We start from the raw sequence: 23,260 nt of genomic DNA on the forward strand, positions 1-23,260 counted from the left end.
CGGATGCCGAGATAACCGGCGAAAGCAGCGAGGGCCGGCGCGCAACGCGGGGCCGCTCGCGGCTTGCCGCGCCAGCGGCGGCCCGCTACGGGGCGACCGCCAGCTTCAGCCGTCGCGACGTTAGCGAGGCCGCAGACGCTCAAGCCTCGCGCCAACGGGCGCGAACCTTGCCTGCCTCATCATGACGGACAGCAATCAGCCGTTCACTGCGTCCTTGAACGCCTTGCCAGCCGTGAACTTCACCGTCTTGGCCGCAGCGATCTGGATTTCCGCGCCCGTGGCCGGGTTGCGGCCCACGCGGGCAGCACGCTGGCCGGTCGAGAACGAGCCGAAGCCGACGAGCTGTACGGAATCGCCCGAGGTAACCGTGCGCTGAACGACCTCGAGGATCGCGTCGATCGTCGCGCCGGTCGCTGCCTTGGTCTCGCCCGTGCTTGCGGCGACCGCGTCAATGAGTTCCTGTTTGTTCATCTGCTACCTGTGTTGAGTTGAGAAAACCTGCATACCCTACCTCACGCGCGCGAAACAGGCAAATCGCGTTGCATATGGATACGCGTCTTTCGCCCGTCCGGCACGTGTCTTACACCCCGTCCCCGGGGCAAGACAGATGAATATCACAAGAAGATGTCACTGTGTCGGCAAAGCGCCCCGGAAGCGCTAAGTCACTGGCCAGGAACGATTTATGCAGATGCACGGAATCGTTGCGCTCACAGGAACCAGCGATATTCGCGGCTGCCGATCTCGTTCATGAAGTCCAGGTGGTCCTGGCGCTTGTTTTCGCAGTACACCATGACGAAATCTTCGCCCAGGCCCTCGCGCACGGCCGGATGGCCGCGCATCGCGGTGACGGCCGCCAGCATGTCGCCCGGAAAATCGATGCCGCTCGAACGGTCCTCGTTGAGCGGCGCGATCGGTTCGCGGCCCGCGTCGAGCCCGTGCTCGATGCCGGTGAGAATCGCCGCGAGCACGAGATACGGATTGGCGTCAGCCCCCGCGAGGCGATGTTCGATGCGCAGGTTCACGTCGTCCGAGTCGGGAATGCGGATGCACGCGTCGCGGTCTTCGAAGCCCCAGCTCGCGCGGCTGGCGGCGTTCACCATCGCCCCGTAGCGGCGAAAAGCGTTGTGATTGGGCGCGAAAACCGGCATGCAATGCGGCAGCAGCGCGAGACAGCCGGCCACCGCGTGACGCAATGCGCGCTTGTCGTTCGCCGCGAGCACGTTGTTGCCGGCACGGTCGTAGAGGCTCACGTGGACGTGCATGCCGCTGCCGGGCGCATCGAGCCACGGCTTTGACATGAAGCTCGCGCGGTAACCCTGGCTCATCGCCACGCCGCGCGTACTGCGGCAGAAGAGCGCCGACCAGTCCGCCGCGCGCAGGCCATCGTCGCAATGGCCGAAGTTGATTTCGAACTGGCCCGGCCCCAGCTCTGCAGTAATGACCGTTGCGTCCACACCCTGCTCGCGCGCGGTCTCCACCATATCGTGCAGCACCTCCGAGAAACGCGAGAGGCGCTCGATATGCATGTTCGCCTGGTTATCCTCATCGCCGCTAAACGGATCGCGCGCATGCTGCGGCAGACCGTTCTTCAGCTTCGCGTCGAACAAATAAAACTCCAGCTCGAAGGCCACCACGGGATGCATGCCGCGCCTTGCGAAGCGTTCCAGCACGCGCGCGAGCACCTCGCGCGGTTCGAAGCCGATGGGCGCCGGCGTGCCGTCCGACGTAATCAGCATCTGGCCGAGCGGCGCCTTCTCCCAGCGCACCGGTTTGAGCGTGCCGGGCACGAGCCGGCGCGGCGCGTCCGGATCGCCGTCATGGAAGCAGTACTGTCCGATCGGATAGACACCGCCCTGCGTGCCCAGCAGCACGCAGTTCTGGGGCAGCTTCAGCAGCGAGCCGGCCGCGACTTTTTCGAGCATCCCGATGGGGTAGCGCTTGCCGTAGAAGTGACCCGGAATATCCAGGCACAGGAGATCGACGTAGCGCACGTCGGGATGAGCCTCGCGAAATGCACGCACTTCGCCGACCAGATCGACTGCGGGAGATGTCACGGTAAAGTCCTTGGTTGCGCCAGAGAAAGCGGTGGGTTCTTATGTATGGACTACTGATCGCATGAATGAAATCGGCATGCATGCGCCGCGGCTGCGGCTGCGGCGCCCCCGTCCTCACGTCACGTGAATACCCAGAGGACCCTCGTGGGCGTGTCGCCGAGATTGGCGTAGCTGAAGCGGCAGCGCGCGGGCAACTGGAAGCTGTCGTTGGCGCCCAGCGTCACCGGCTCTTCCTCGCCGTCCAGCCGGATCGTCAGTTCGCCCTCCAGCACGAAGCCACCCTGTTCGTCGCTGTCGTCCACCGGGCGGTCGCCGCTCGTCGCGCCCGGCTCCAGCAGGCTCTCCAGCATCGAAAAGCGCGACGACATGCCCGGCGAAACCAGCACGTCGGTGATGCCGCCCGCGTAGTACAGGACGCGCCGCTCGCCCGGGCGCGTCACCCACGGCAACGCGCGCGGCTTGCTCACGCTGTAGAAATAGGTGGTGGGCGTCTGCAGCGCCTCGCCGATGGCGGTCAGATCCGTCACCGTGGGACGCGAGAGCCCGCGCTCCACCTGCGAAAGAAACCCCACCGATCGCCCGATGCGTTTCGCGAGCTCGGCAAGCGTCACCTTCTTGTGCTTGCGCAGATCGCGAATCAGGATCGCGAGGCCTTCTATTTCGTCCTGCTTGTCCATTTCGATGCCCCGTCACACAACGTCGCGCAGGCGATACCACAGCTTGCCGAGCGCCTCCAGCGGTGCGGCGAAGCGCTCGCCGCCCGGAAACGGCGGATTATGAATGCCCTGGTAAAGCGCGAGCAAGCGGTCGTCGCCGAGGATCGAGTCGGTGACCGCACGCGCGGCCGCCAGCGTCGGCAGCACGCCATGGCCGGAAAAGCCCTGCAGCCAGTAGCGTTGGCGTTCGCGACCCACGTCCGGCGTGCGCCGGATGCTGATGTCGATATGCCCGCCCCACGCATAGTCGAACGCAATGCCGCGCAGCTTGGGAAAGGCGCGCTCGAGACTCGGGCGGATCGCGGCTGCAATGTCCTTCGGAATGCCGCCGAGATACGTGCACGCGCCGCCGAACAGCAGCCGGTGATCGGGGCTCAACCGGAAGTAGTCGGGAACGAACTGGTTGTCGATCACGCAACTGTTGCGCGGCAACAGCAGCTTCGCGAGCGAAGGATCGAGCGGACGCGTCGCGACCTGCCAGGTGCCGACGGGCAGCACGCGCCTTGCCAGCTTGCTGTCGAGCTGGTCGATGTAGGCATTACACGCGAGCACGAGCGTATCGCCCCGTATTTTTCCGCGGCTCGTGCTGACCACGAAACCCGAGCCGGTCTCCTGCCACGCGAGCACGCGGCTTTGCTCGAAGATCCGGCCGCCCGCGCGCTCGACGGCGTCCGCCAGACCGAGCGCCAGTTTCAGCGGATTCAGATGCCCCGCCTCCGGATCGTAGAGCGCCGCGCGATAGCGAGGACTCCCGATCCATTCGGACATTTCCGCTTCGGGAATGAACCGCAGCTTGTCATAGCCCCACTTGTGAATGGCCTCGTCGCGCGCCTCCTGCAGCATGCCGACGCGGCTCTGCCGCACGGCCGCCCACAGGCTGCCGGGCCGGTAATCGACATCGAAGCCGTGCCGCGCGGGCAATTCGCGCACTTCGGCTGCGGCCCAGCACATGCTGTCCCAGAGCTGCCGCGTGCGCTCCACGCCCAGCGAGCGTTCGAGCGGCCCCATGTCGCACGACCAGCCGAGCAGCGCCTGCCCGCCATTGCGCCCCGAAGCGGCCCAGGCCACGCGGCTCGCTTCGAGCAGTGCCACCCGCTTGCCCGCCAGCGCAAGACGCAGCGCCGAATGCAACCCGCTGAAGCCGCCGCCGACAATCACGACATCCACGCTGCCATCGCCCTCCAGCGGATCGCGCACAGGCAGCACGCCCGGCCAGGCGCGCGCGTAATAACTGTCTATGTGTTGGCTCGACTCGACGAACATGGCAACGTCCGTGAAAATTTACACGATGAATTTCATGAAAAAATACCACGATAATTTCACGAAGGCAAATCTCTTTGGTTTGCGCGCCGCGGCACCCGCGCATCAGGAGCCGGGAATGAGCCGCGAACCGCCCGCCTGTTTCGGACATCCAGGAGAATCATGGGCCGCGCTTGCCGGTAACATTCAACCGGACCCATGGCCCAAGCCAGAAAACGACCCGCCAACACCCACCATGCCGACATTTCACGAGCGTCCGACCTCGAGACCACGACTTCCTGGCCTCGCGCTCCGGATCGCCTTCATCGCGCTGCTGCAGCTTGCGGCGCTCGCCCCGGCATCGGCTTTCCCGACCGCTGTATCCGCCGTTAGCGCGAGCGGCGTCGGCGCCCCGCCTCCCGACATAGCGCCTGGCGACGCGCTCGCCCAGCTCAAACAAATGCAGGCCGAGCAGGACCGCATCAAGCAGCAAACGTCGGAGGCCACCAATAGCAAGGAACTCGACGCGCTCGCCGATGCGACCCAGGACCTGAGCGCCGACGTCGAGAAATTGCGCAGCCAGCTCGCGCTTCAGAGCACGCAACTCCAGGCCCAGCTCGACGTGCTCGGCCCCGCGCCCGAGCCGGGCGCCTCGCCCAGCACTTCGGGCGTGGCGCGCCAGCGGGCAGCCTTGAGCGCGCGCAAGGCGCAGATCGACGCGGCTTTGCAGCAGGCTGTCGATCAGAAAACCAATCTCGCGAACCTGACCGACCAGTTCCAGAAGCTGCACCGCGGCCTGCTGAAGAATCAGCTCGCGCTGCGCACGGGCGGCATTTTCAGTGCGGAATTCTGGCTGCCGCTGTTCCGGCAGCCGCCCGACGATGTTCAGCGGCTCACCGCGTTCAACGCGCAACTGGGCGACATGCTGGCGTCGGTGTGGCAGCCCGGACGGCGTGCCGGGACCGTGCTGCTGCTGTGCGCCGCGCTCGCGGTCTGGATTGGAGGCAGGCGGCTGATCGAACGCGCGCTCGCCTGGATTTGCCTGCATCGCCTGCCCGCAACCCATCTGCGCCGCAGCGCGCTGGCTCTTGCGACCACGGTTGCTTCGCTGCTGGCAACCGGCCTGGCCATGCAGGTCCTCTACCTCGCGCTGGCCCGCCACTTCGAACTCACGCCGGCGCTCGACGACCTGTGGACCCAGCTCGGCAAGCTGACCTTGACCTGCGCGCTGATCGCGGGCCTCGGCCGGGCGCTCATCAGCCGGCATCATCCCACCTGGCGGCTGCCTGCGCTGGCCGATCCCGTCGCGCGCGCGTTGCGGCCATTCCCGAGCGCACTGGCCGCACTGCTGCTCGCGTCCGGCACGATCGAATCGATCAACCGGATCATCGACACGAGCCTGTCGCTCACCCTCTTTGGCCGCGGCGTCGTCTCGCTCGTCATCGTGCTGACGGTCGGTGCGGCGCTGTTGCGCGCGAACCGCGTGCGCAGCGCACTGGCCGCGGCCGGCAAGGCGCCGGAATCGCACTCCACGCTCGCGGGGCTGATCCACGCCGGCGTGTCGCTTGCGATCTTCGCGTCGCTGATCGCGCTGGCCATCGGCTACATCACGGTCGCCCGCTTCATCACCTACGAACTCGTCTGGTTCGAGATCGTGTTGTGCAGCCTTTATGTGCTGACGCAACTGATTCGCGACCTCTTTGAAAGCCTGTTCGCCGCGAATCTGACCACCGGCAAACAGATCAAGAATCTGTTCGGGCTCGAAGACCGGCACCTCGACCAGGCGCAAACCGTGCTGTCGGGGCTCGGCACGAGCCTCCTGATCCTGCTCGCGGTCGTCGCGCTGCTCACGGGCGGCTTCGGCACCACGCCCGGCGACCTCATCAACAGCTTCATGGCCACGCTGGGCGGCCAGCGGCTGCAGAGCCTCAACATCATGCCGGACCACATCACGAACGCGGTGATCGGGTTCGTGGTCGGCTTTTACGTGCTGCGTTCGGTGCGGCGCTGGCTGGAGCACAAGTTCATGCCGACGCTCGGCATGGATCCCGGCATGCGCGTATCGCTCATCACGTTGTTCACGAATGTGGGCTACGTGCTGCTCGTGCTGCTGACGCTGTCACTGCTCGGGGTGAAATGGGACAGTCTCGCGTGGATCGTCAGCGCGCTATCCGTGGGTATCGGTTTCGGCCTGCAGGAAGTCGTGAAGAACTTCGTCTCGGGGCTGATCCTGCTGACCGAGCGCCCGGTGAAGGTGGGCGACATGATCAGCATCGGCGGCGTGGAAGGCGACATCCGCCGCATCAACGTGCGCGCGACGGAAATCCAGCTCAGCGACCGGTCGACGATGATCGTGCCCAACTCGCAACTGATCTCGCAAAACGTGCGCAACGTGACGATGGGCGACAGCACGCAAGGCGTCGCGACGCTCGCACTGACGTTCCCGCTGAACACGGATCCGGAACAGGTGCGGGACCTGCTGCTCGAAGCCTATCTCGAACATCCGGCGATTCTGGAAAAGCCCGCGCCGTCGGTAACGTTCAGCCAGCTCACGCCGGACGGCATCACGCTCAGCGTGACAGGTTATGTGTCGAGCCCGCGCATCGCGGCCTCGACGAAGAGCGACCTGCTGTTCGATATCCTGAAGCGGCTGCGCGCGGCACAGATTCCATTGTCGAATCCGCGCATGCTGATGGTGCAGAACGTGCCGCCGGAAGAGGCCTAGGTCGACCGAAGCGGGCGCGCGGCTCAGTCCGCGGTGCCCGCCGCCGGGGCACCGGCTGCGCGGCGCGCCCAATCGTCCACGTAACCGGGTGTTGCCGCGCCGCGCGCGGCGGGCTCCACCTCGGGCGGCAGCGGCCGCAGCGCCATCGGCAGCACGCCCGCCCAGACGGCACGCGCGAGATCCGCTTCGTCGTCGTTCGGGCCGCCCGTGCGTCTCTTCGATGCCGCCTCCGCGAGCGAAATCCGCAGCACGGTCGTCGCGGCCAGTTCCTTTTCGCTGCCCCGGCGCGCCTCGTTTCCACGGCCCGGCGCCAGACGCTCCATGAACGCATCGAGCGCCGCGGCCTTGTGATCGAGCGGAACCGCTTCGAATACGCCGTAGATCGCGGCAGAACGGTAGTTCATCGAATGATTGAACGCCGAGCGCGCGAGCACGAGCCCATCGAGATGCGTCACCGTCACGCAGACCTGCGCGCCAGCATCCGCTACCTTGAGCATGCGGCTGCCGTTCGAGCCATGGATGTAGAGATAGTCGCCCTCGCGCCAGCACGCCGTGGGAATGCAATGCACGCCGTGGTCGTCGGCGAAGGCGACATGGCAGAGCCATGCTTCGTCGAGAATCGCGTGCAGCGTCGCCTTGTCGTAATCCGCGCGGTGTGCCTCGCGGCGCACACGCGTACGGGACGAAGGCGGCTGGCTGGTGTCGGCGGCGGTCATGGTCGGCATCCTCGATGGGGCACTGGAAAGCCCGTTACGATAAGGAAATCGTGGTCCCAACGGTAGGTCCATGACAACAGCAGTTCATGGAGCCACGAATGTGCAATGCCCGCACGACACCTGCGCGCTTCAGAACAATCGGCCGCTCATCATGATTGCGCGCTCCCCTTGCGATGCGGACGCAGCGGCTTGGCGGCTTCCGCCGCGGGACGCCCCACCCGGCGCGTTGCGCGCGGAGCCGTCGGCTCCGCGCCGCCAAGCTTCTGGCGCAGCGTGTCGAGTTCCCGCCCCTGCGCCGCATGAGTCGCTCGCAGCGCTTCGAGGTGTCCCTCGAGCATGCCCGACTGATGACGCAGATCGCCCAGTTGCGTCTGCAACGACTGGATTTCGGTGCGAGCCCCCTCCTCTGCACGCGCCGCACGGCGGGCCGCTGCCTCCGCCTCGCGTTGCAAACGCGTATGGGACGCGCGCTCGCGATCGTTTTCCAGCGCGGCACGCTTTTCCGCTGCCTGCAGCCGCGCGACCTCGGCTTCGAGCGCCCCGGCAGAGGTCTGGTTGGCGGCCTGGGCCTGCTCAAGTTCGTGGATCCGCACCTGCGCCGCGAGCAAGGCCGCGGTGCGCTGCTCCAGTGCCGTCTCCGTGCGGGCGAGATCGGCCTGCAATGCGGTCATCGCCGCCTGCGCCGCGCGGCGCGCCTCCTCCACTTCGTCGCGCAACGCGGCCAGCGAGGCCTCGGCCGCCGCGCTCGCCCGGTTCCAGAGAGCCCCGACGAATTCGCCCGCCGCATCTTGAAGCTCTTCGGGCATATCCGCATGCTCGATACGCACGCGGCTCTTTTCGCGCAACTCGCTCCAGAACTCGCCCAGCACGGCCGTAGGCGTGCCCATGCTGCCCCGGCGCACCAGTTGATAGAGCCGGTTGGCCGTGGGCGTGATGCCGAAACGGAAGAACATGAGCGCGCAAACCTCGCGGTAAAGCTCGCGGGTCTTGGGAAATTCCGCTTTCAGCCGGTCGATTTCGGCGGCGAGACGGGCTTCGTCCGGGAGGATATCGGGCATGGCGGGCTTGCGAGGATAGCGATGATCAATAATACAACGTAAACCGTTATATTTCCAACGCTATCGTTATTCCACCGCTTTTGTTTCGGCTGCCCATACCGCGCGGGAACTGGTCGACCGGGCGGCAATATGTCACAATGACATATAAATATCACTCGATGTTCTTTCCCCAGAGCGTCGCTTTCGCCTATCTTTGGGCACTGCTCCGCCACCTGTTTCCATCGTACAAATTGAATCCAACGCATTCCCGGCTCATGGGCTGGCTGTCCCGTTTCGCGCCGGTTCCCGTGACGGTCAAGTGGCCGGAGCGGCTCCGCGCCGGATTCGGCGCGCTCCTCGGCCTCGCGCTCACCGGCGCGCTCATGCACTTCACGCTTAAAGACGGCATTGCCGTGCCGCTCCTCGTCGCGCCGATGGGCGCCTCCGCCGTGTTGCTATTCGGAGTGCCGGCCAGCCCGCTCGCCCAACCGTGGTCGATCATCGGCGGCAACCTCGTTTCCGCGACGGTCGGCGTAACCTGTGGACTCCTGATCGACGATCCGGTCCTTGCTGCGGCCATTGCAGCCGGTGTCGCGATTGCCGCAATGTTCACGCTGCGCTGCGTGCACCCGCCTTCCGGCGCCGTGGCGCTCACCGCCGTGCTTGGGGGCCCGGCGATCCACTCGCTCGGCTACGGCTTCGTACTCGAGCCGATCGCGGCACAATCGTTCGTACTGCTTGGCTCGGCCCTCGCCTACCATGCAATCACCGGACACCGGTATCCGCACGCCGCCGCCCGCACCGAGCCCAACGCAAAGGCCGCGGCCGGCCGGCCCGCTCAAGCAACACAAGCGGCACAAGCGGGCTTCTCGCGCGCCGATCTGGAAGCGGTCCTGAAGCAACGCAACGAAATGCTGGACATTGCCCCCGAGGACCTCGAAGCCGTGCTGCGCGAGGCGCAGATCCGCGCCTATGCGCGCACGTTCAGCGAATTGAGTGCGGCGGATGTCATGTCGCGCGACGTGATCAGCATCACCCCGGACACGACGGCCAACGCCGCGTGGGAACTGCTCACGCGGCATGGCATCAAGGCGTTGCCGGTAATCGACGCAGGCAGACAGGTAATCGGCATCGTTACGCGCACCGACCTCGCGGACAACTATCGTCCGGCCAGGGTCGGCAACCGGGTGGAGCGCCTCGTGAACAAATGGTTCGCGCCCGGCGATCAGACCGACATTCCCGTGTCGAGGCTGATGACCCTCCACGTACGGACTGTCCACACCGATACGCCCATCGTGCAGTTGGTCACGATGTTCGCGGACATGGGACACCACCACATTCCGATCGTCGACAGACACCGTCAGCTCGCAGGCATCATCACGCAGGCAGACCTCATCGCGGGGCTGTATAGACAGACGCTGGCACAGGAGAGTCTCGCGGCCTGAAGAGCGTACGCCCACCACGTGGCATGCTCGCCGATTTATATCACCCCGCGGCATATTTTGCGCTTTACCCCCGCGATGAATACCTCATGAAAACACCCACGCGAAACTTGAGCAAGACGAATTTCGAACAGCTCTCGGAGTTCCGCTATCAGATGCGGCGCTTCGAGCGCTTTTCTGAACAGGCAGCCCAGGGCGAAGGCGTTACGCCGCTTCAGTATCTGCTGCTTCTGCACATCAAGGGCTATCCCGGCCGCGAATGGGCGACCATCGGCGAACTCGCCGAACGGCTCCAGGCGCAGCACCACGGCGTGGTGGCCCTCGTGTCCCGCTGCGAAGCGCTCGACCTGGTCGAGCGCCGGGTCAGCGAACGGGACCGTCGCCAGGTCGAAGTTCACATCTTGCCGGCAGGCGAGCGAATCCTCGCACGCCTTGCCGAAATGCATCGTGCCGAGTTGCGCTCGCTCGAGGGCAGATTCACCATTCCGCAGATCGATTCTTGAATTCATGAATCACAACACCCACAAACGAGATTTTTCGGTCAACGACAGGCTGCCCTATATTTGCGCGCTCGCCGCCGGCATAGGCATGCTCGGCACGGTAGCCGCCTTCGTGCTGCTCAACCTGATTCACCTCTTCACGAACCTGTTCTTCTTCGGTCATTTTTCGTTCGCCGATCATTCGCCCGCACTCAACAGGCTTGGAGGGTGGGTCGTGATCGTCCCCGTGATGGGCGGACTCATCGTGGGCATGATGGCGCGCTTCGGCTCGGACAAGATTCGCGGCCACGGCATTCCCGAAGCCATCGAAGCCATTCTCTTCGGCAAAAGCCGCATGTCGCCGAAGGTCGCCGTGCTCAAGCCGCTCTCTTCCGGCATCGTGATCGGCAGCGGCGGCCCGTTCGGCGCCGAAGGCCCGATCATCATGACCGGCGGCGCCATCGGCTCGCTCATCGCGCAATGCGTGAAAGTCACCTCCGCCGAGCGCAAGACGCTGCTCGTCGCCGGTGCGGCGGCAGGCATGACGGCCGTGTTCGGCACACCCGTGGCGGCGGTCCTGCTGGCCGTCGAACTCCTGCTGTTCGAATGGCGCCCGCGCAGCTTCCTGCCGGTGGCGCTTGCCTGCGCCGTGGCCGGCTTCGCACGCGCGATCTTCTTTCCGACGGGCCCGCTCTTTCCGCTCGACACGCCGCCGCCGCAAGCCCTTTCGCTGATCTCGTGCGTCGTCGCGGGCCTCCTCGCGGGAGCGCTCGCCTCGAGCCTCTCGGCCGCGCTCTACAAGACCGAAGATCTCTTCGGCAACCTGCCGATCCACTGGATGTGGTGGCCGGCAATCGGCGGACTCGCGGTGGGTGTGGGCGGCTTTTTCGAGCCGCGCGCGCTCGGTGTGGGCTACGACGTAATCGGCGACCTGCTGCATCAGCACATCGTCGTACAGGCTGCGCTCGCCATTCTCGCCGTGAAGGCGATCATGTGGGTGATCGCGCTCGGCTCCGGCACCTCGGGCGGCGTACTCGCCCCGCTGCTGATGCTGGGCGCGGGACTCGGCGTGGTGCTCAGCCACGTGCTGCCCGGTGCCGACCCCGCGCTCTGGCCGCTCGTCTGTATGGCGGCCATGCTCGGCGCGACGCTCGGCGCCCCCTTGACGGCCATCATCTTCGCTTTCGAGCTGACGCACGATGCCAATGCGTTGCTGCCGCTGCTCGCGGCAACGCTCGTCGCTCATGGCTTCGCCACGGTCGTGATGAAGCGCTCGATCATGACCGAAAAGATCGCGCGGCGCGGCTATCACATCTACCGCGAATACGGCGTCGATCCGCTCGAACGGCACTACGTCGACGAAGTCATGACGCGCGGCGTCGATGCGATCGATGCGAGCCTGAGCGTGCAGGACACGCTGGATCGCTACTTTGGCCCGGCACAGACGCGGCGCGCCTACCCTGTGGTGAGGGACGGGGCGGTACTGGGCATTCTCGACCGGTCGGCGCTCGACGCGTGGCGCGATAGCCGGCCCATGGATACGCCGGTCGGGGAACTGCTGGGCGGAAAATCGACCGTCGTGGCACTCCCGACCGAGACGTGCCGCCAGGTTGCCGCACGCATGGCCGTGCATGGTCTCGAGCGGCTGCCGGTCGTTGCGGACGGAGAATCGTTGCAGCTCGTGGGCATCGTGTCCCGCAGCGATCTCGTCAAGCCGTCGCTCGCCCATTTCGAAGAAGAGCAAAAGCGCGAGCGCTTCCGCCGCATTGCGCTCAGCCCGGCCAGGCGCCGTTTCGAACCCGTCCGCAAGCACGCCCACGACAACACGCGCGGGGCTATAACCCCCAGATAATGTCGGCGTGCTGCTTTTCGGACTCTCTCATCATGTTGATAAAGGGCCAGGCTCGCTGGGAAAGTTCGTTGGCTGGCCGATGGTCGCGATCGCGCGAGTATTGCAGGGCCAGTTCATGACGCTCGGCCGCGGCAATTTCCGCTTCCATGCGTTCGATCGCCTTCGGCAATTCGTCATGCGAAATAACGCCGCGCGCGCCGAGCCGACGCCCCACGAGTCCCAGCAGATATTGGGCGAGATCCCTGAGCATGACTACGTCAGGCGCAGCCCGCGATTGAAACGTGACCAGCATGTCGGATCCTCCCTTGTATGGCGCCGTCTGCGCGCATGCTTTCATTTTATATCACAACATGACACAATCAAGCGGCAATCCGGCCGAAGACGGTCTTGGAGCATCGCGCTGCGGGATGCCGGCGCCACGCTACCCCGTTCGCTGTCCGGCGGTCTATTCTCCATGAAGGACACATTTCGCCGCGGAGGGCGTCATGCGCGTGTCAGAGGGATTTACCGGTGCGATCGGCAATACGCCGCTCATCCGGCTTGCGAAACTTTGCGAAGAAACCGGCTGCGAAATATTCGGCAAAGCTGAATTCATGAATCCGGGCGGATCCGTCAAGGATCGCGCGGCGCGCTACATCATCGAAGAGGCGGAGCGCACGGGCCGCCTGAAAGCGGCGGGCACGGTGGTCGAAGGTACTGCGGGCAATACGGGAATCGGCCTCGCGCATATCTGCGCCGCGCGCGGCTACCGCTGCGTGATCGTCATTCCCGAAACGCAGTCTCCGGAAAAAATGGAACTGCTGCGCGCGCTGGGCGCCGAGGTGCGGTCCGTGCCTGCCGCGCCATATCGCGATCCGAACAATTACCAGAAGATTGCGGCCCATCTGGCTGGCGAACTGGAGAACGCGATCTGCGCCAATCAGTTCGAGAACCTCGCGAATCGCCAGGCGCATTACGAAACCACCGGCCCCGAGATCTGGCGCGATACGGCCGGCACCGTGGATGCGTTCGTGTGCGCCACCGGCACGGGCGGTACGCTGGCAGGTGTCGCCCGTTTCCTCAAGGAAAAGAATCCCGACGTACGGATCGTGCTGGCGGACCCCGACGGCAGCGCCTTGTACAACTTCGTGAAATCGGGCGAATTGCGTTCGGAAGGCAACTCGATCACGGAAGGCATAGGCTCGTCGCGCGTGACGGCCAACCTGGAAGGTACGCCGATCGACGACGCCATTCGCGTCGACGATCCCACCTGCGTGAACATGGTCTACCGCCTGCTGCGCGAAGAAGGATTGTTCGTCGGAGGATCGACCGGCATCAACGTGGCGGCGGCGGTGCAGCTCGCACGGCAGATGGGTCCGGGGCATACGATCGTGACGTTGCTGTGCGACCGCGGCAACCTGTATCAGGCACGTCTCTTCAATCCAGACTGGCTGCGCAGCAAAGGCCTCGCGCCGCAGTAGATCGCGCTGCGGCACGAATCCCGATTTGTTTCGGTATCCTTCCCACTTGCCTCAGTGGTTAATGCATACGCGTGCCTCGGCCCCGAACCTGCATTGCCCATACCAACCGTGATGGCATCGTTGTTTGCATGCGGCCGTAGCGGTATCGTAAGGCCGTCACGTCAGGCATGGGAACGAATATGACATCTCAGCGCAACGTACCCGGCGACGATCCGATACGCACGGACGTATTGATTGTCGGCGCAGGTCCCGTGGGCCTTTTTGCGGCATTCGAGGCCGGGGTAATCGGACTCTCGTGTCAAATCGTGGAAACGCTCGAGCGCATCGGCGGCCAGTGCATCGAGCTTTATCCGGACAAACCGATCTACGATATTCCCGCCATCCCGTCGTGCACGGCGCGCGATCTCGTCGATCGGCTGCTCGAGCAATGTCGCCCGTTCGATCCGCCGATCCATCTGGGTCAGCGCATCGAAACCCTCGAATCGGGTGAGGACGGGCGCTGGACCGTCCTCACCGGCGAGGGGCTCCGGTTCGATACCGCAGCGGTCCTGATCGCCGCCGGTAACGGCGCCTTTGCTCCACAGCGCCTGGCTCTCGCGGAAGCCGGACCGCTCGAGGGACGTCATCTTCACTACGGTGTGCGAAATATCGGCGACTTTTCCGGAAAGCACGTAGTCGTGGCGGGTGGGGGTGACTCCGCGCTCGACTGGGCGTTGGCACTGCTCCCCGTCGCGCGGCAGGTCACGCTCGTGCATCGCCGCAATGCCTTCAGCGCAGTGGACTCAAGCGTCGCGCGTTTGCGGCAGTCGATCGAGGCCGGCGAAATCGGCTTCGTAATCGGTACGATCGCTGGCCTGAATGCGCCTGCCGGCCGGCTCGAATCGGTGGACGTTCATCAGATCGACGGGGCCACCCGCCTGGAGGCGGATGAGTTGCTCGTGCTCTACGGTCTCGTTGCGGACCTCGGCCCGATTGTCAACTGGGGCATCGAGATACAAGGCGGACGCATCGCCGTCGATACGGCGTATTACGAAAGCTCTCGGGCAGGTATTTTCGCGGCAGGGGATATCGCAACCTATCCCAACAAACAAAAGCTGATTCTTTCGGGCTTCCACGAAGCCTCGCTTGCCTTGCGCAAGGCCTATAACTATGCCTTTCCGGGCAAGAAGCGCATACATGTGCATTCGAGCTACGATGCGAAACTGGCGGAACGGGTTGCGGCAAGTCATGCCTAGCGGCGCGGGAGGCCATCGTGCAATCCGACGCTTCCCGTCTCGTCATGCGGCATCCCGTTCCTCCGCTTTATTGGCTTTACTGGCTTGACCCGGTCGTCTCCCCCGTGCGCTCGCTACGGGCGTCCTGCGGCTTGCCAACCGGTGCGAAGCGCGTCCCCCCCGCAAACCAGACACGGCGGAACTGCTCCCGCTCGCGCTCCTCCGTGAACACCGACAACAGCGGCTTGACCAGATCGTGCCGCGATACGAGGCCGAGCAGACGATATGTCTCCGCGTCCTCGACAACGGGCACACGGTCGAGCCCCGTGACGGCCAGGCGCGCAGCGACGTTTCTGCAGGTTTCGCCCGGGAAAGCGACCTCGGGGCGTGCCGGCGAGAGAAACGCGGTCACAGGCTTGCCGCACTCGCCGGAAGGAATCCGCTCGAGCAAGGTCCGGTCTGCCATGCCCACCAGGACGCCATTCGCCACCACGGGAAAGGCGCGATACTTCTGCTGCGGGCCAAAGTGGTCGCGAAGCACATCGGCAACCGTTGCGCCCGCATCGATCGCCTCGACGGCACGCGTCATCACCTCATCCACATAATGGCGCTCAAGCGGATCGACGCTGTACTCGCGATAAATGTGATAGCCGCGGCGGGCAATCTTCTCGGTCAGAATCGAGCGGCGCATCATGAGGACCGTGAAGCCATAGGCGACCGCAGCCGCCGCCAGCAGGGGCAGCAAGGCATTCATGTCGCCCGTCAGCTCGAACGCGAATACCGATGCCATGATGGGCGCGCGCATCATGCCCCCAAGCGCAGCGGCCATGAAGACGAGCGGCCAGATCGCGGGTTGGCCCCCGGGCATATACGGAGCGACCACGGCGCCCACGCCCGCGCCCATCATCAGCAATGGCGCGAGGACGCCGCCCGACGTGCCCGACGCCAGCGCGATGACCCAGATAACGGCTTTGACGAGAACGATCGAGATCACCACGCTAACGGCGAGATGATTTTGCAGCAGGTCGCCGATGACGTCGTATCCGACGCCAAGCGCGCGAGGCTGATAGTACCCGCCGATGCCGACTGCGATGCCGCCCAACGCGGGCCACCACATCCAATGGACAGGGAGCTTGCCGAAGAGGTCTTCCATCTTGTACAGCGAGGTGGACAGCCCCCAGGACAAGGCGCCGGCAATCAACCCGGCCACGGCCGATGCCGCGAAACCGATCGGGCCGAGCGGCAAGGTTTGCAGCGGAAACAACGGCCCGCTGCCCAGCAGCAGCGGCCGCGTGAAGCCCGCTACCGCACACGCAATCGCGACAGGCAAAAGGCTGCGGGGCCGCAACTCGAACAGCAGCAGTTCGATTGCGAGCAGCACGGCCGCAATCGGCGTACCGAACACCGCGGTCATGCCTGCCACCGCCCCCGCCACCAGCAGCGACTTCCGTTCGGCACTCGTCAGACGGAAAAATTGCGCGATGAGCGAACCGATCGCGCCGCCCGTCATGATGATTGGGCCTTCCGCGCCGAACGGCCCGCCGCTGCCGATCGCGATTGCCGAGGCCAGCGGTTTCAGAACCGCGACCTTCGGCGACATCTTGCTCTTCCCGAACAGGATCGCCTCGATGGCCTCCGGTATGCCATGACCGCGCACCTGCTCCGAACCGTACCGGGCGATCAATCCCACCAGCAGACCGCCGATCACGGGCGCCACGACAACGAGCAGTCCCAGTGTGTTCTGCGAAGGCGAATGGTTCGCCGTGGAGATCGTCTGGAAGAAAAACAGGTTCGTGAAGAAGCGGATCAGGTGCAGCAGAAAATCGGCGGCGACCGTGCTCAGTGCGCCGCCGACCGCCGCGATGGCGCTGATGCGCAGAAGCCGGACATCCGTTGTGAAATCGCCTTTGTGCTCGCTCGTCATTCTCCTTGCCTCACCACCGAAAATCCCGGGTTACCCTGTTCATCGAAAATTCCGTCCTCATCCTTGCCATTCATGCTTCAACCCGCACTGTCGAGCAGCGCATCGACCTTGTCGCGATTCAACTCGTGGGCCACCAGCATCTCGGTCAGGCTCCGCTGGATGGCCGCGTCGTTCACCAGCGGCAGCACCTCGCGCAGCTTGCTCACGACCCATGCCTGACCGCGATTGACGAAGGCCAGACGTTCCAGCGGATCGTCGATGGCCATCGCCTCGGCATAGAAAGCGCCGGTGTGCGAACTGGGCATTCCGTCGAGCGTACGAATCGCGTGCGCCAGCATCGCGCACCACTTCACCTCGTCACGATGGATAGCTTCGATGACATCGCGCTGCCCGGCGTCGCGCGTATGGGCCGCCGTTTCCAGCGTCACGCGCGCGCCCGCGCGCTCGGCCTCGAGCAGTTCGTCGAGCCGCACGACGACGGCTTCGTTGCTTTCGCGTTCGAACTCGGCGGCATAGCAGACCGGCGAACTCAACGCCTTCGACGGCGCGTCCAGCCGGTGCAGGGACTCCGCCGCCTCAGCCACGATGCGTGCCACGCGCTCCGCCGCAGGCTCCACCGTCGTGATGCGCCCGACACCGAGGCCCGCATAGAGCGCCATCGCCTCGTAGTCGCCCGTCATCGAGCGCAGCGGCGAATCGGTGCTGAACAGATAGATCGGGCGTCCCTCTTCGTCGCCGATCACGGTTCGACCATAGACGAACGGATCGCCGTGCTCGCCGCGCGTCACGCTGTTGCCGAGCACGCGGACCGCGGCGTGGGGAGGCCAGTTGATATGAAACGCTTCGGTCAGCACGGTCTCGGACGCCTGCGCTTCGACCAGACGCCGCTTGTGATATTCGTGGGCAAAGGATTCGTGCGTGGCGATCATCACCGTGCCCAGCACCGCGGCCTGAGCGCCCTGCTCGAGCACCCGCGCCACATCCCGGCCGTCGCCAATGCCGCCGGCGGCGGCCACCGGCACGTCCGTCACGGCCAGCACCTCAGTCAGCAGTTCCGCGCGCGGCTGCCGGCCGCGCACGTGGCCGCCGCCTTCCACGCCCTGCACGATCAGCGCGTCGGCGCCGGCTTGCTGCGCCCGTTGCGCGTCGCTCGCCGAACCGACCTGATAGACCACCAGGATGCCGGCTGCGCGCAACGTGGCGATCGCGTCGGGCGCGACGTCCCAGAACAGGCCGACCACCGGCACGCGCAACTCGATGCACAAGTCGATCTGCTGGCGCAGCAGTTCGGCGTCGGTCGCCGCGGGAATCAGATTGACGCCGAACGGCCCGTCCGTGCTTTGCCGCACCCGGGTCACCTCGTCGCGAATCAGGTCGAGCGGTTCCCGCACCATGCCCAGAAAACCGAATCCGCCGGCATCGGCCACTGCCGCCACGAGTTCATGGCGCGACACGCCCCCCATTCCCGCCAGCAGGATCGGATATCGGCAGCCGAGCATTTCGCACAACGGCGTCTGCGCGAGCGTCTGAACGTTGCGCAATGGACTGAACATGGCACGGCTCCAGCAGCGGAGAGGGAAAGCGATCTGTAAAGACCGCGGTGGCGCACAAGCGGCCACCCGGCGGCGTGTCAGGAGATCGCGACAGCCTCTATGCTGGATATCGATTTAAAAATTGACAAATGAATTATTATTTCCAATGACCGCAAAAATATTGCACTGAATCGATGGACATCGACCTTGCCCGTACCTTCCTCGAAATTGCCGGCAGCGGCAGTTTCGTCGCCGCCGCCGAGCGCCTTCATCTGACCCAGACCGCGGTGGGCGCCCGCATTCGCTCGCTCGAACAGCAGTTGGGACGTCCGCTCTTCGTTCGCAACAAGGCCGGGGCACGGCTCACGCCAGCCGGTGAGCGCTTCGTGCGCCACGCGACGAGCCTCGTCCAGGGCTGGGAGCGCGCAAGACAGCACGTAGGACTGCCGCCGGGACGGGAAGATGGGGTCAGCGTGGGCGGGGAACTCAGCATCTGGCATCCGCTGCTGGCCGACTGGCTCGTGTGGATGCATCACGTCTGCCCCGAAGTGGCGTTGCGCGCCGATGTCGACGCCCCCAATCGCCTGCTCGATCGCATCGAAGACGGGTCGCTCGATCTCGCGTTGCTCTACAACCCGCCGCGGCGCCCCGGGCTCGTGTGCGAACTGCTGCTCGAAGAAAAGCTCGTCATGGTGACCAGCATGGCGAACGGCCGCTTCGACCCTGAAGATTATGTGTACGTCGACTGGGGGCCCAATTTCGCGGCGAACCATAGCGCGGCCTTTCCGGATTTTCCGAATCCGCCGGTCACGATCTCGCTCGGGCCGTTGGCGCTGATCTATCTATTGGAGGTGGGCGGAGCCGGATATTTTCGTGCCGGCACCGTGGCGCCGTTCCTGGAAAAAGGCGAGGTGTTCCTGGTCCGCGACGCACCGGCGTTCGCACACTCCGCTTATGCGGTGTACACCTCGGAATACGATGGCGACGTCCTTTCGCGTGCACGGAGCGGACTGCGGATCGTCGCGAAGCAGGCAGATTTCAGATTGCCCCAGGCGCCTGAGGGACGCACCAGGGGATGGCGGCGAGCATGACCATTTCATAGCCAGAAGAAAAGATCAGTCATCCTGATCTACTGGGATACTACCTGCCGTAGAAATCGCACGATCGAATTCGCCACTGCATCGGCAGCTTCGATATGGCACAGGTGACCCGCAGCCGGGATCACGCCACAAGGGATGGCGGGCAGCAACGCGGCAATCTGGTGCGCGAGCGCAACCGGCGCGATGTGATCTTGCTCGCCCCAAAGGATCTGCATAGGCATCCTGAGTTTTAGCAGCCCGTCACCGATCAGAAAATCCGCCCGCACCGTCTCGTCGCCTGCCCGCGCCCGCAGTGCGTCGATCAACGCTTCGGTGGCCTCGCGCGCCCCGGGCCGCTGAGCCGCCGCAACACGCCGATCGAGCATGGCCTCCGGCAATGCGGACGGTTCGGCGAACTGCGTCAGGAGTTGTCGCCGAATCCCTTCGCGCTGCCAGTCTTCTTCCCGAGGCATGGCCGGCGCCGGTGCGGGAATCAGGTCGAGGGCGGCAGCCAGCGTGTTGCTGCCGATCATCGTGAGCGCCGCCACCCTGCGCGGCTCATCGAGCGCGAGGCGCGCCGCCACATAGGCCCCCATCGAGTTGCCGATCACGAAGGCCCGTTCGATCTGCATGGCGTCGAGAAAGGCCAGCATGTGGCCGATCAGGCTCTCGTAGCCATTGACCGGCCACGCGTGCGGGCGCAGATCGGTCCAACCCATCGAAAGGTGATCGGGCGCGTACGCGCGAAAGCCGGCCCGGCCCAGCCGCGGCAACAGACGATGCCACTCCGTCGCCCCCGACGCGCCGATGCCGCGCCCGTGAACGAGGAGCACCGCAGGCCCCGCGGCACCCGCCGTCGCGTAGCGTGTGAGCACGCCGCCGGCGAGCACTTCGCTTTCCGCGAATGCACCGCCGCTCGCGCTCATGCGGCCTTGCCCGACGCGAGCGCCGCCGACTGCCGCGAACGCACGACAGTGTGCAGCAGCAGGAAGCAAACGGCGGCAATGGCAAGCGCGACGTTCATGAAGATGAAGCCCCCGGTAAACGAAGCCGTCCTGCCGACAATCCAGCCGACCACGATAGGCGCAAAAAAGCCGCCGATCTGGCCGCCGCAATTCACGAAACCCGAGAAGGCGCCGCGACTCGTGTCCGGCGTGAGGTCCAGCACCACCGACCAGAGCGGCCCGAATCCGCCATAGAGGAAGAACCCGGCGGCCGAAAGGCCGATGATGCTGTGCGCGGCGCTATCCACGTTGTACGTCACGTACAGGCACGCCGCCGTGCAGAGGTAGATGAATGCGATCAGCAGGCAGCGTGCGCGATACAGGACGGTGCTGCCGAGCCAACCGAACACGAACATGCCGACGGTGCCCGCGAAATACGGCACGGAAGCCGCGAAACCGAGCGTCTTGAGATCGATGTGGCGCGCCATCGAAAGATAGCTCGGCATCCAGCCCAGATAGCCCCAGAACGCGACGTTGAACGCGAGGTAGGCGGTAAAGATGAGCCACGACCGCGGCATCCGCATGACCGCGCCGAACGACCCGCCCGTGTGCGAAGCCGGCTCGCTCGGGCCGGCCGCAGCCGCCTCGCGCGACACCCGGGTTGCGGGCATGAGGAACACCGCCAGCACGGCCATGGCAAGGCCGGGCAGCGTAAGCCAGCGGAACATGCCCTGCCAGCCCGTATGAATCAGAAACCACACCGCGATCGGCGCAACGAAGGCCGGCCCCAATGCCAGCGCGGAAAGATAAAGGCCGTTAGCCGTCGATCGCTCCTGCGGCGGGAAGTAGTCGCCAACCGACTTAAAGCTCGCGCCATTGGACAGGCCTTCGGCGAAGCCGAACAGGACGCGCACGACGATCAGCGCGAGCACGGTCGAAACGAAGCCGGTCGCGCCCGTGAAAAGGCTCCAGAGAATCGGGCTCACGATCAGCATCCGCTTCGCGCCGAAACGGTCGGCCAACGCGCCGCCCGGAATCTGGGCAATCGCATAGCCGAAGGTGAAGGCCGCGAGGACGAAACCGAAAAGATCGGGGCCGATCGACAATTCCTTCATCATCGTCGGCGCGGCGACCGCGAGATTGATGCGGTCGAGGTAGTTGACGAACTGGAGAAGCCAGATCATCAACAACACCCGGTATTTGTTGGGGAATGCCATATGTCTCCTGGTTGCTGGTTATGCTTGCGCTCAGGCTGGCAGTCTAACGAAAAGACCGGCCCGCGGGAAAACCAGGAACACCAGGAGAAACCAACGAATCCGTGCCGCGCGATGGCGGCAGCAAATGGAGCGGCGCTGCCGGGGCGCCCATTGCGCCCGGCAGCCATCGCCGCGTCAGAGCTTCACGCCGGCGGACGGCGCGCCTTGCGCAGGCGCAGCAGAAGGCGCGGACGGGACCGGCGTGCGAACGGCGCCGCCCGCGGGCTCGGCCACGGAGATCGGTCCGCCGCTTACTGTCCACGCGGGTGTCGTGAACATCACCGAGAGCGGCGCCGGAATGACGGTCCCGCCCGTGAGCGCCGCTTGCTGAAGCTGCATGATCTGCGCCTGGGCCATGCGCATCTGCGTCTGCATCAGTTGCATCTGCGACTGCATCGCCTGCATCTGGTTCAGCGCCCACTCGGGCGGCGCGCCGCCCGTGCTGCTCATCATCTGGACGTTGGCATGGCCGTCCGGACTATGCCAGCTCCACGTGCTCACGCGCGCAGGACCCGCCGACGTCTGGACGATATGCGTACTCTGCTGAACGGGAATGACCTGACCGTTCACGCGCACCATGACGGGCTGGTCGGCCAGCGCCAGTGCGGGGGCCAGCGCAATGGCGCCAGCGGTGAAAACCGTGCGGAATCGCATGTGCTTACCTCCTTTGATCCATCTCGCTTCGAAAGGACGTGACTCCTGCAGAGTCGGGGTCTACTTTGGCCAACGACTCTTAAGCGGCGCTTAAAGGAAGGCAAATCACCGTTTTTGTGTGGCACACGTTCGCCGGCAAAGCCGCACCCATCCGGCCAGGTTGACGCTATCTCAATCTGAGATATACTGCCCCGATGCGAGTGATTCCCGACACCCCTCTCCGTGATTTCTGTGCCGAGCACCCTGAGGCGCACGATCCGCTCTGGGCGTGGAGCCATATCATTGTCGAGACTTCATTTAGCGATTTCGCCGCTCTCAAACAGGCGTTCAATTCCGTCGACAAGGTAAGCGACTATTACGTGTTCAACATCGGCGGAAATAAGTACCGGCTGATTGCAGCCATCCATTTCAATCGGCAGATGCTGTTCGTGAGGCATGTCCTGACACATAAGGAGTACGACAAATGGAAACCCTGACGTTTGAGCCAGGCGAAATTCGCGAAATGATCGGACACCTGACTGCGCTGATGAACCGCGTTCCACTGCATCCGCTCGCGAATGAAGCCGACCATGCAGAAGCGGTGCGCGTACTCAACGGGCTGCTCGATGCCGGCGGCAGCGACGAACGCAGCGAGCTTGCACCGCTGGTGGATATCCTCGGCGCCCTGATTGGCGACTACGAAGCTATCCATCACGACGTACCGGGGTCGACACCCCAGGCGGTTCTCAAAGAGCTCATGAATCAGCATGCGCTGAAGCAAAACGATCTGCCCGAGATCGGGAGCCAAGGCGTCATTTCGGAAATTCTGAACGGCAAGCGGGACCTGAACGCTCGTCAGATTGGATTGCTGGCGCAACGATTCCGGGTCAGCCCAGCCGTGTTCTTTCCTGAGGTCGCCGCGGCCGCTCATTGATTCGTTCGCCGTTCCCGCAAGCTA

General features: G+C 64.8%; 21 protein-coding genes. 9 read left to right on the forward strand and 12 right to left on the reverse strand.

Annotated features, from left to right (window positions below):
- Positions 1 to 195 precede the first annotated feature (195 nt).
- From V8683_RS15245 to V8683_RS15260, 4 genes are all read right to left on the reverse strand, one after another.
- Positions 196 to 471, reverse strand: coding sequence for an HU family DNA-binding protein (locus V8683_RS15245; RefSeq protein WP_027794724.1), 276 nt, complete (start codon positions 469 to 471; stop codon positions 196 to 198).
- A gap of 236 nt (positions 472 to 707) precedes the next feature.
- On the reverse strand, positions 708 to 2,054 hold the full coding sequence (locus V8683_RS15250; RefSeq protein WP_411193208.1) for a glutamine synthetase family protein: 1,347 nt from the start codon (positions 2,052 to 2,054) through the stop codon (positions 708 to 710).
- A gap of 119 nt (positions 2,055 to 2,173) precedes the next feature.
- On the reverse strand, positions 2,174 to 2,731 hold the full coding sequence (locus V8683_RS15255; RefSeq protein WP_411193209.1) for a helix-turn-helix domain-containing protein: 558 nt from the start codon (positions 2,729 to 2,731) through the stop codon (positions 2,174 to 2,176).
- 12 nt (positions 2,732 to 2,743) lie between these two features.
- Positions 2,744 to 4,033 carry an NAD(P)/FAD-dependent oxidoreductase gene (locus V8683_RS15260; protein WP_411193210.1) on the reverse strand — a complete coding sequence of 430 codons (1,290 nt, stop codon included), beginning with the start codon at positions 4,031 to 4,033 and terminating at the stop codon, positions 2,744 to 2,746.
- Between the two features lie 232 nt (positions 4,034 to 4,265).
- On the opposite strand from V8683_RS15260, the gene V8683_RS15265 reads away from it, so the two are divergent.
- Positions 4,266 to 6,734 (forward strand): DUF3772 domain-containing protein, encoded by a 2,469-nt coding sequence (locus tag V8683_RS15265; RefSeq protein WP_411193211.1) that lies wholly within the window; start codon positions 4,266 to 4,268, stop codon positions 6,732 to 6,734.
- 23 nt (positions 6,735 to 6,757) lie between these two features.
- On the opposite strand, the gene V8683_RS15270 is transcribed toward V8683_RS15265, so the two are convergent.
- Together V8683_RS15270 and V8683_RS15275 are read right to left on the reverse strand one after the other, a co-directional pair.
- Positions 6,758 to 7,450: a pyridoxamine 5'-phosphate oxidase family protein gene (locus tag V8683_RS15270; RefSeq protein WP_411193212.1), complete on the reverse strand. Its 693-nt coding sequence runs from the start codon at positions 7,448 to 7,450 to the stop codon at positions 6,758 to 6,760.
- A 149-nt stretch (positions 7,451 to 7,599) separates the two neighbouring features.
- Positions 7,600 to 8,508 carry a DNA-binding protein gene (locus V8683_RS15275; RefSeq protein WP_411193213.1) on the reverse strand — a complete coding sequence of 303 codons (909 nt, stop codon included), beginning with the start codon at positions 8,506 to 8,508 and terminating at the stop codon, positions 7,600 to 7,602.
- 254 nt (positions 8,509 to 8,762) lie between these two features.
- Between V8683_RS15275 and V8683_RS15280 the strand changes: the two genes are divergently transcribed.
- The 3 genes from V8683_RS15280 (at position 8,763) to V8683_RS15290 (ending at position 12,260) form a co-directional block, all read left to right on the forward strand.
- Positions 8,763 to 9,932, forward strand: coding sequence for an HPP family protein (locus tag V8683_RS15280; RefSeq protein ID WP_411193214.1), 1,170 nt, complete (start codon positions 8,763 to 8,765; stop codon positions 9,930 to 9,932).
- 86 nt (positions 9,933 to 10,018) lie between these two features.
- On the forward strand, positions 10,019 to 10,432 hold the full coding sequence (locus V8683_RS15285) for a MarR family winged helix-turn-helix transcriptional regulator (protein ID WP_411193565.1): 414 nt from the start codon (positions 10,019 to 10,021) through the stop codon (positions 10,430 to 10,432).
- A 4-nt stretch (positions 10,433 to 10,436) separates the two neighbouring features.
- Complete coding sequence (locus tag V8683_RS15290) at positions 10,437 to 12,260, forward strand: chloride channel protein (RefSeq protein ID WP_411193215.1); 1,824 nt, start codon at positions 10,437 to 10,439, stop codon at positions 12,258 to 12,260.
- Here V8683_RS15290 and V8683_RS15295 read toward each other — a convergent pair.
- Positions 12,244 to 12,552 carry a DUF1840 domain-containing protein gene (locus V8683_RS15295; protein ID WP_411193216.1) on the reverse strand — a complete coding sequence of 103 codons (309 nt, stop codon included), beginning with the start codon at positions 12,550 to 12,552 and terminating at the stop codon, positions 12,244 to 12,246. The genes V8683_RS15290 and V8683_RS15295 overlap by 17 nt on opposite strands.
- Before the next feature lie 193 nt (positions 12,553 to 12,745).
- Here V8683_RS15295 and V8683_RS15300 point away from each other — a divergent pair, with 193 nt between their 5' ends.
- The gene (locus V8683_RS15300) at positions 12,746 to 13,720 is read left to right on the forward strand and encodes a cysteine synthase A (RefSeq protein WP_411193217.1); all 975 of its coding nucleotides are present in this window, start codon (positions 12,746 to 12,748) and stop codon (positions 13,718 to 13,720) included.
- Positions 13,721 to 13,899: 179 nt separating this feature from the next.
- The gene (locus V8683_RS15305) at positions 13,900 to 14,955 is read left to right on the forward strand and encodes an NAD(P)/FAD-dependent oxidoreductase (protein WP_411193218.1); all 1,056 of its coding nucleotides are present in this window, start codon (positions 13,900 to 13,902) and stop codon (positions 14,953 to 14,955) included.
- Positions 14,956 to 15,031: 76 nt separating this feature from the next.
- Here the strand turns inward: V8683_RS15305 and V8683_RS15310 are convergent, their stop codons facing one another.
- On the reverse strand, positions 15,032 to 16,858 hold the full coding sequence (locus tag V8683_RS15310; protein ID WP_411193219.1) for a chloride channel protein: 1,827 nt from the start codon (positions 16,856 to 16,858) through the stop codon (positions 15,032 to 15,034).
- Positions 16,859 to 16,935: 77 nt separating this feature from the next.
- Entirely contained in the window at positions 16,936 to 18,411 is a 1,476-nt protein-coding gene (locus tag V8683_RS15315; protein ID WP_411193220.1) for a nitronate monooxygenase, read from the reverse strand.
- A gap of 173 nt (positions 18,412 to 18,584) precedes the next feature.
- On the opposite strand from V8683_RS15315, the gene V8683_RS15320 reads away from it, so the two are divergent.
- The gene (locus V8683_RS15320; protein WP_411193221.1) at positions 18,585 to 19,481 is read left to right on the forward strand and encodes a LysR family transcriptional regulator; all 897 of its coding nucleotides are present in this window, start codon (positions 18,585 to 18,587) and stop codon (positions 19,479 to 19,481) included.
- A gap of 38 nt (positions 19,482 to 19,519) precedes the next feature.
- Here V8683_RS15320 and V8683_RS15325 read toward each other — a convergent pair whose 3' ends face one another.
- From V8683_RS15325 to V8683_RS15335, 3 genes are all read right to left on the reverse strand, one after another.
- A complete protein-coding gene (locus tag V8683_RS15325) occupies positions 19,520 to 20,359 on the reverse strand; it encodes an alpha/beta fold hydrolase (protein WP_411193222.1) in 840 nt (279 codons plus the stop codon).
- A 32-nt stretch (positions 20,360 to 20,391) separates the two neighbouring features.
- Positions 20,392 to 21,630 (reverse strand): MFS transporter, encoded by a 1,239-nt coding sequence (locus V8683_RS15330; protein ID WP_411193223.1) that lies wholly within the window; start codon positions 21,628 to 21,630, stop codon positions 20,392 to 20,394.
- Positions 21,631 to 21,804: 174 nt separating this feature from the next.
- Positions 21,805 to 22,323 (reverse strand): hypothetical protein, encoded by a 519-nt coding sequence (locus V8683_RS15335; protein WP_411193224.1) that lies wholly within the window; start codon positions 22,321 to 22,323, stop codon positions 21,805 to 21,807.
- 194 nt (positions 22,324 to 22,517) lie between these two features.
- On the opposite strand from V8683_RS15335, the gene V8683_RS15340 reads away from it, so the two are divergent.
- Both V8683_RS15340 and V8683_RS15345 read left to right on the forward strand, forming a co-directional pair.
- Entirely contained in the window at positions 22,518 to 22,799 is a 282-nt protein-coding gene (locus V8683_RS15340; protein WP_411193225.1) for a type II toxin-antitoxin system HigB family toxin, read from the forward strand.
- Positions 22,787 to 23,236, forward strand: coding sequence for a helix-turn-helix domain-containing protein (locus V8683_RS15345; RefSeq protein WP_411193226.1), 450 nt, complete (start codon positions 22,787 to 22,789; stop codon positions 23,234 to 23,236). The genes V8683_RS15340 and V8683_RS15345 overlap by 13 nt, the downstream gene beginning before the upstream one ends.
- Positions 23,237 to 23,260 lie beyond the last annotated feature (24 nt).

This window comes from Paraburkholderia sp. AV2, from assembly GCF_054968425.1.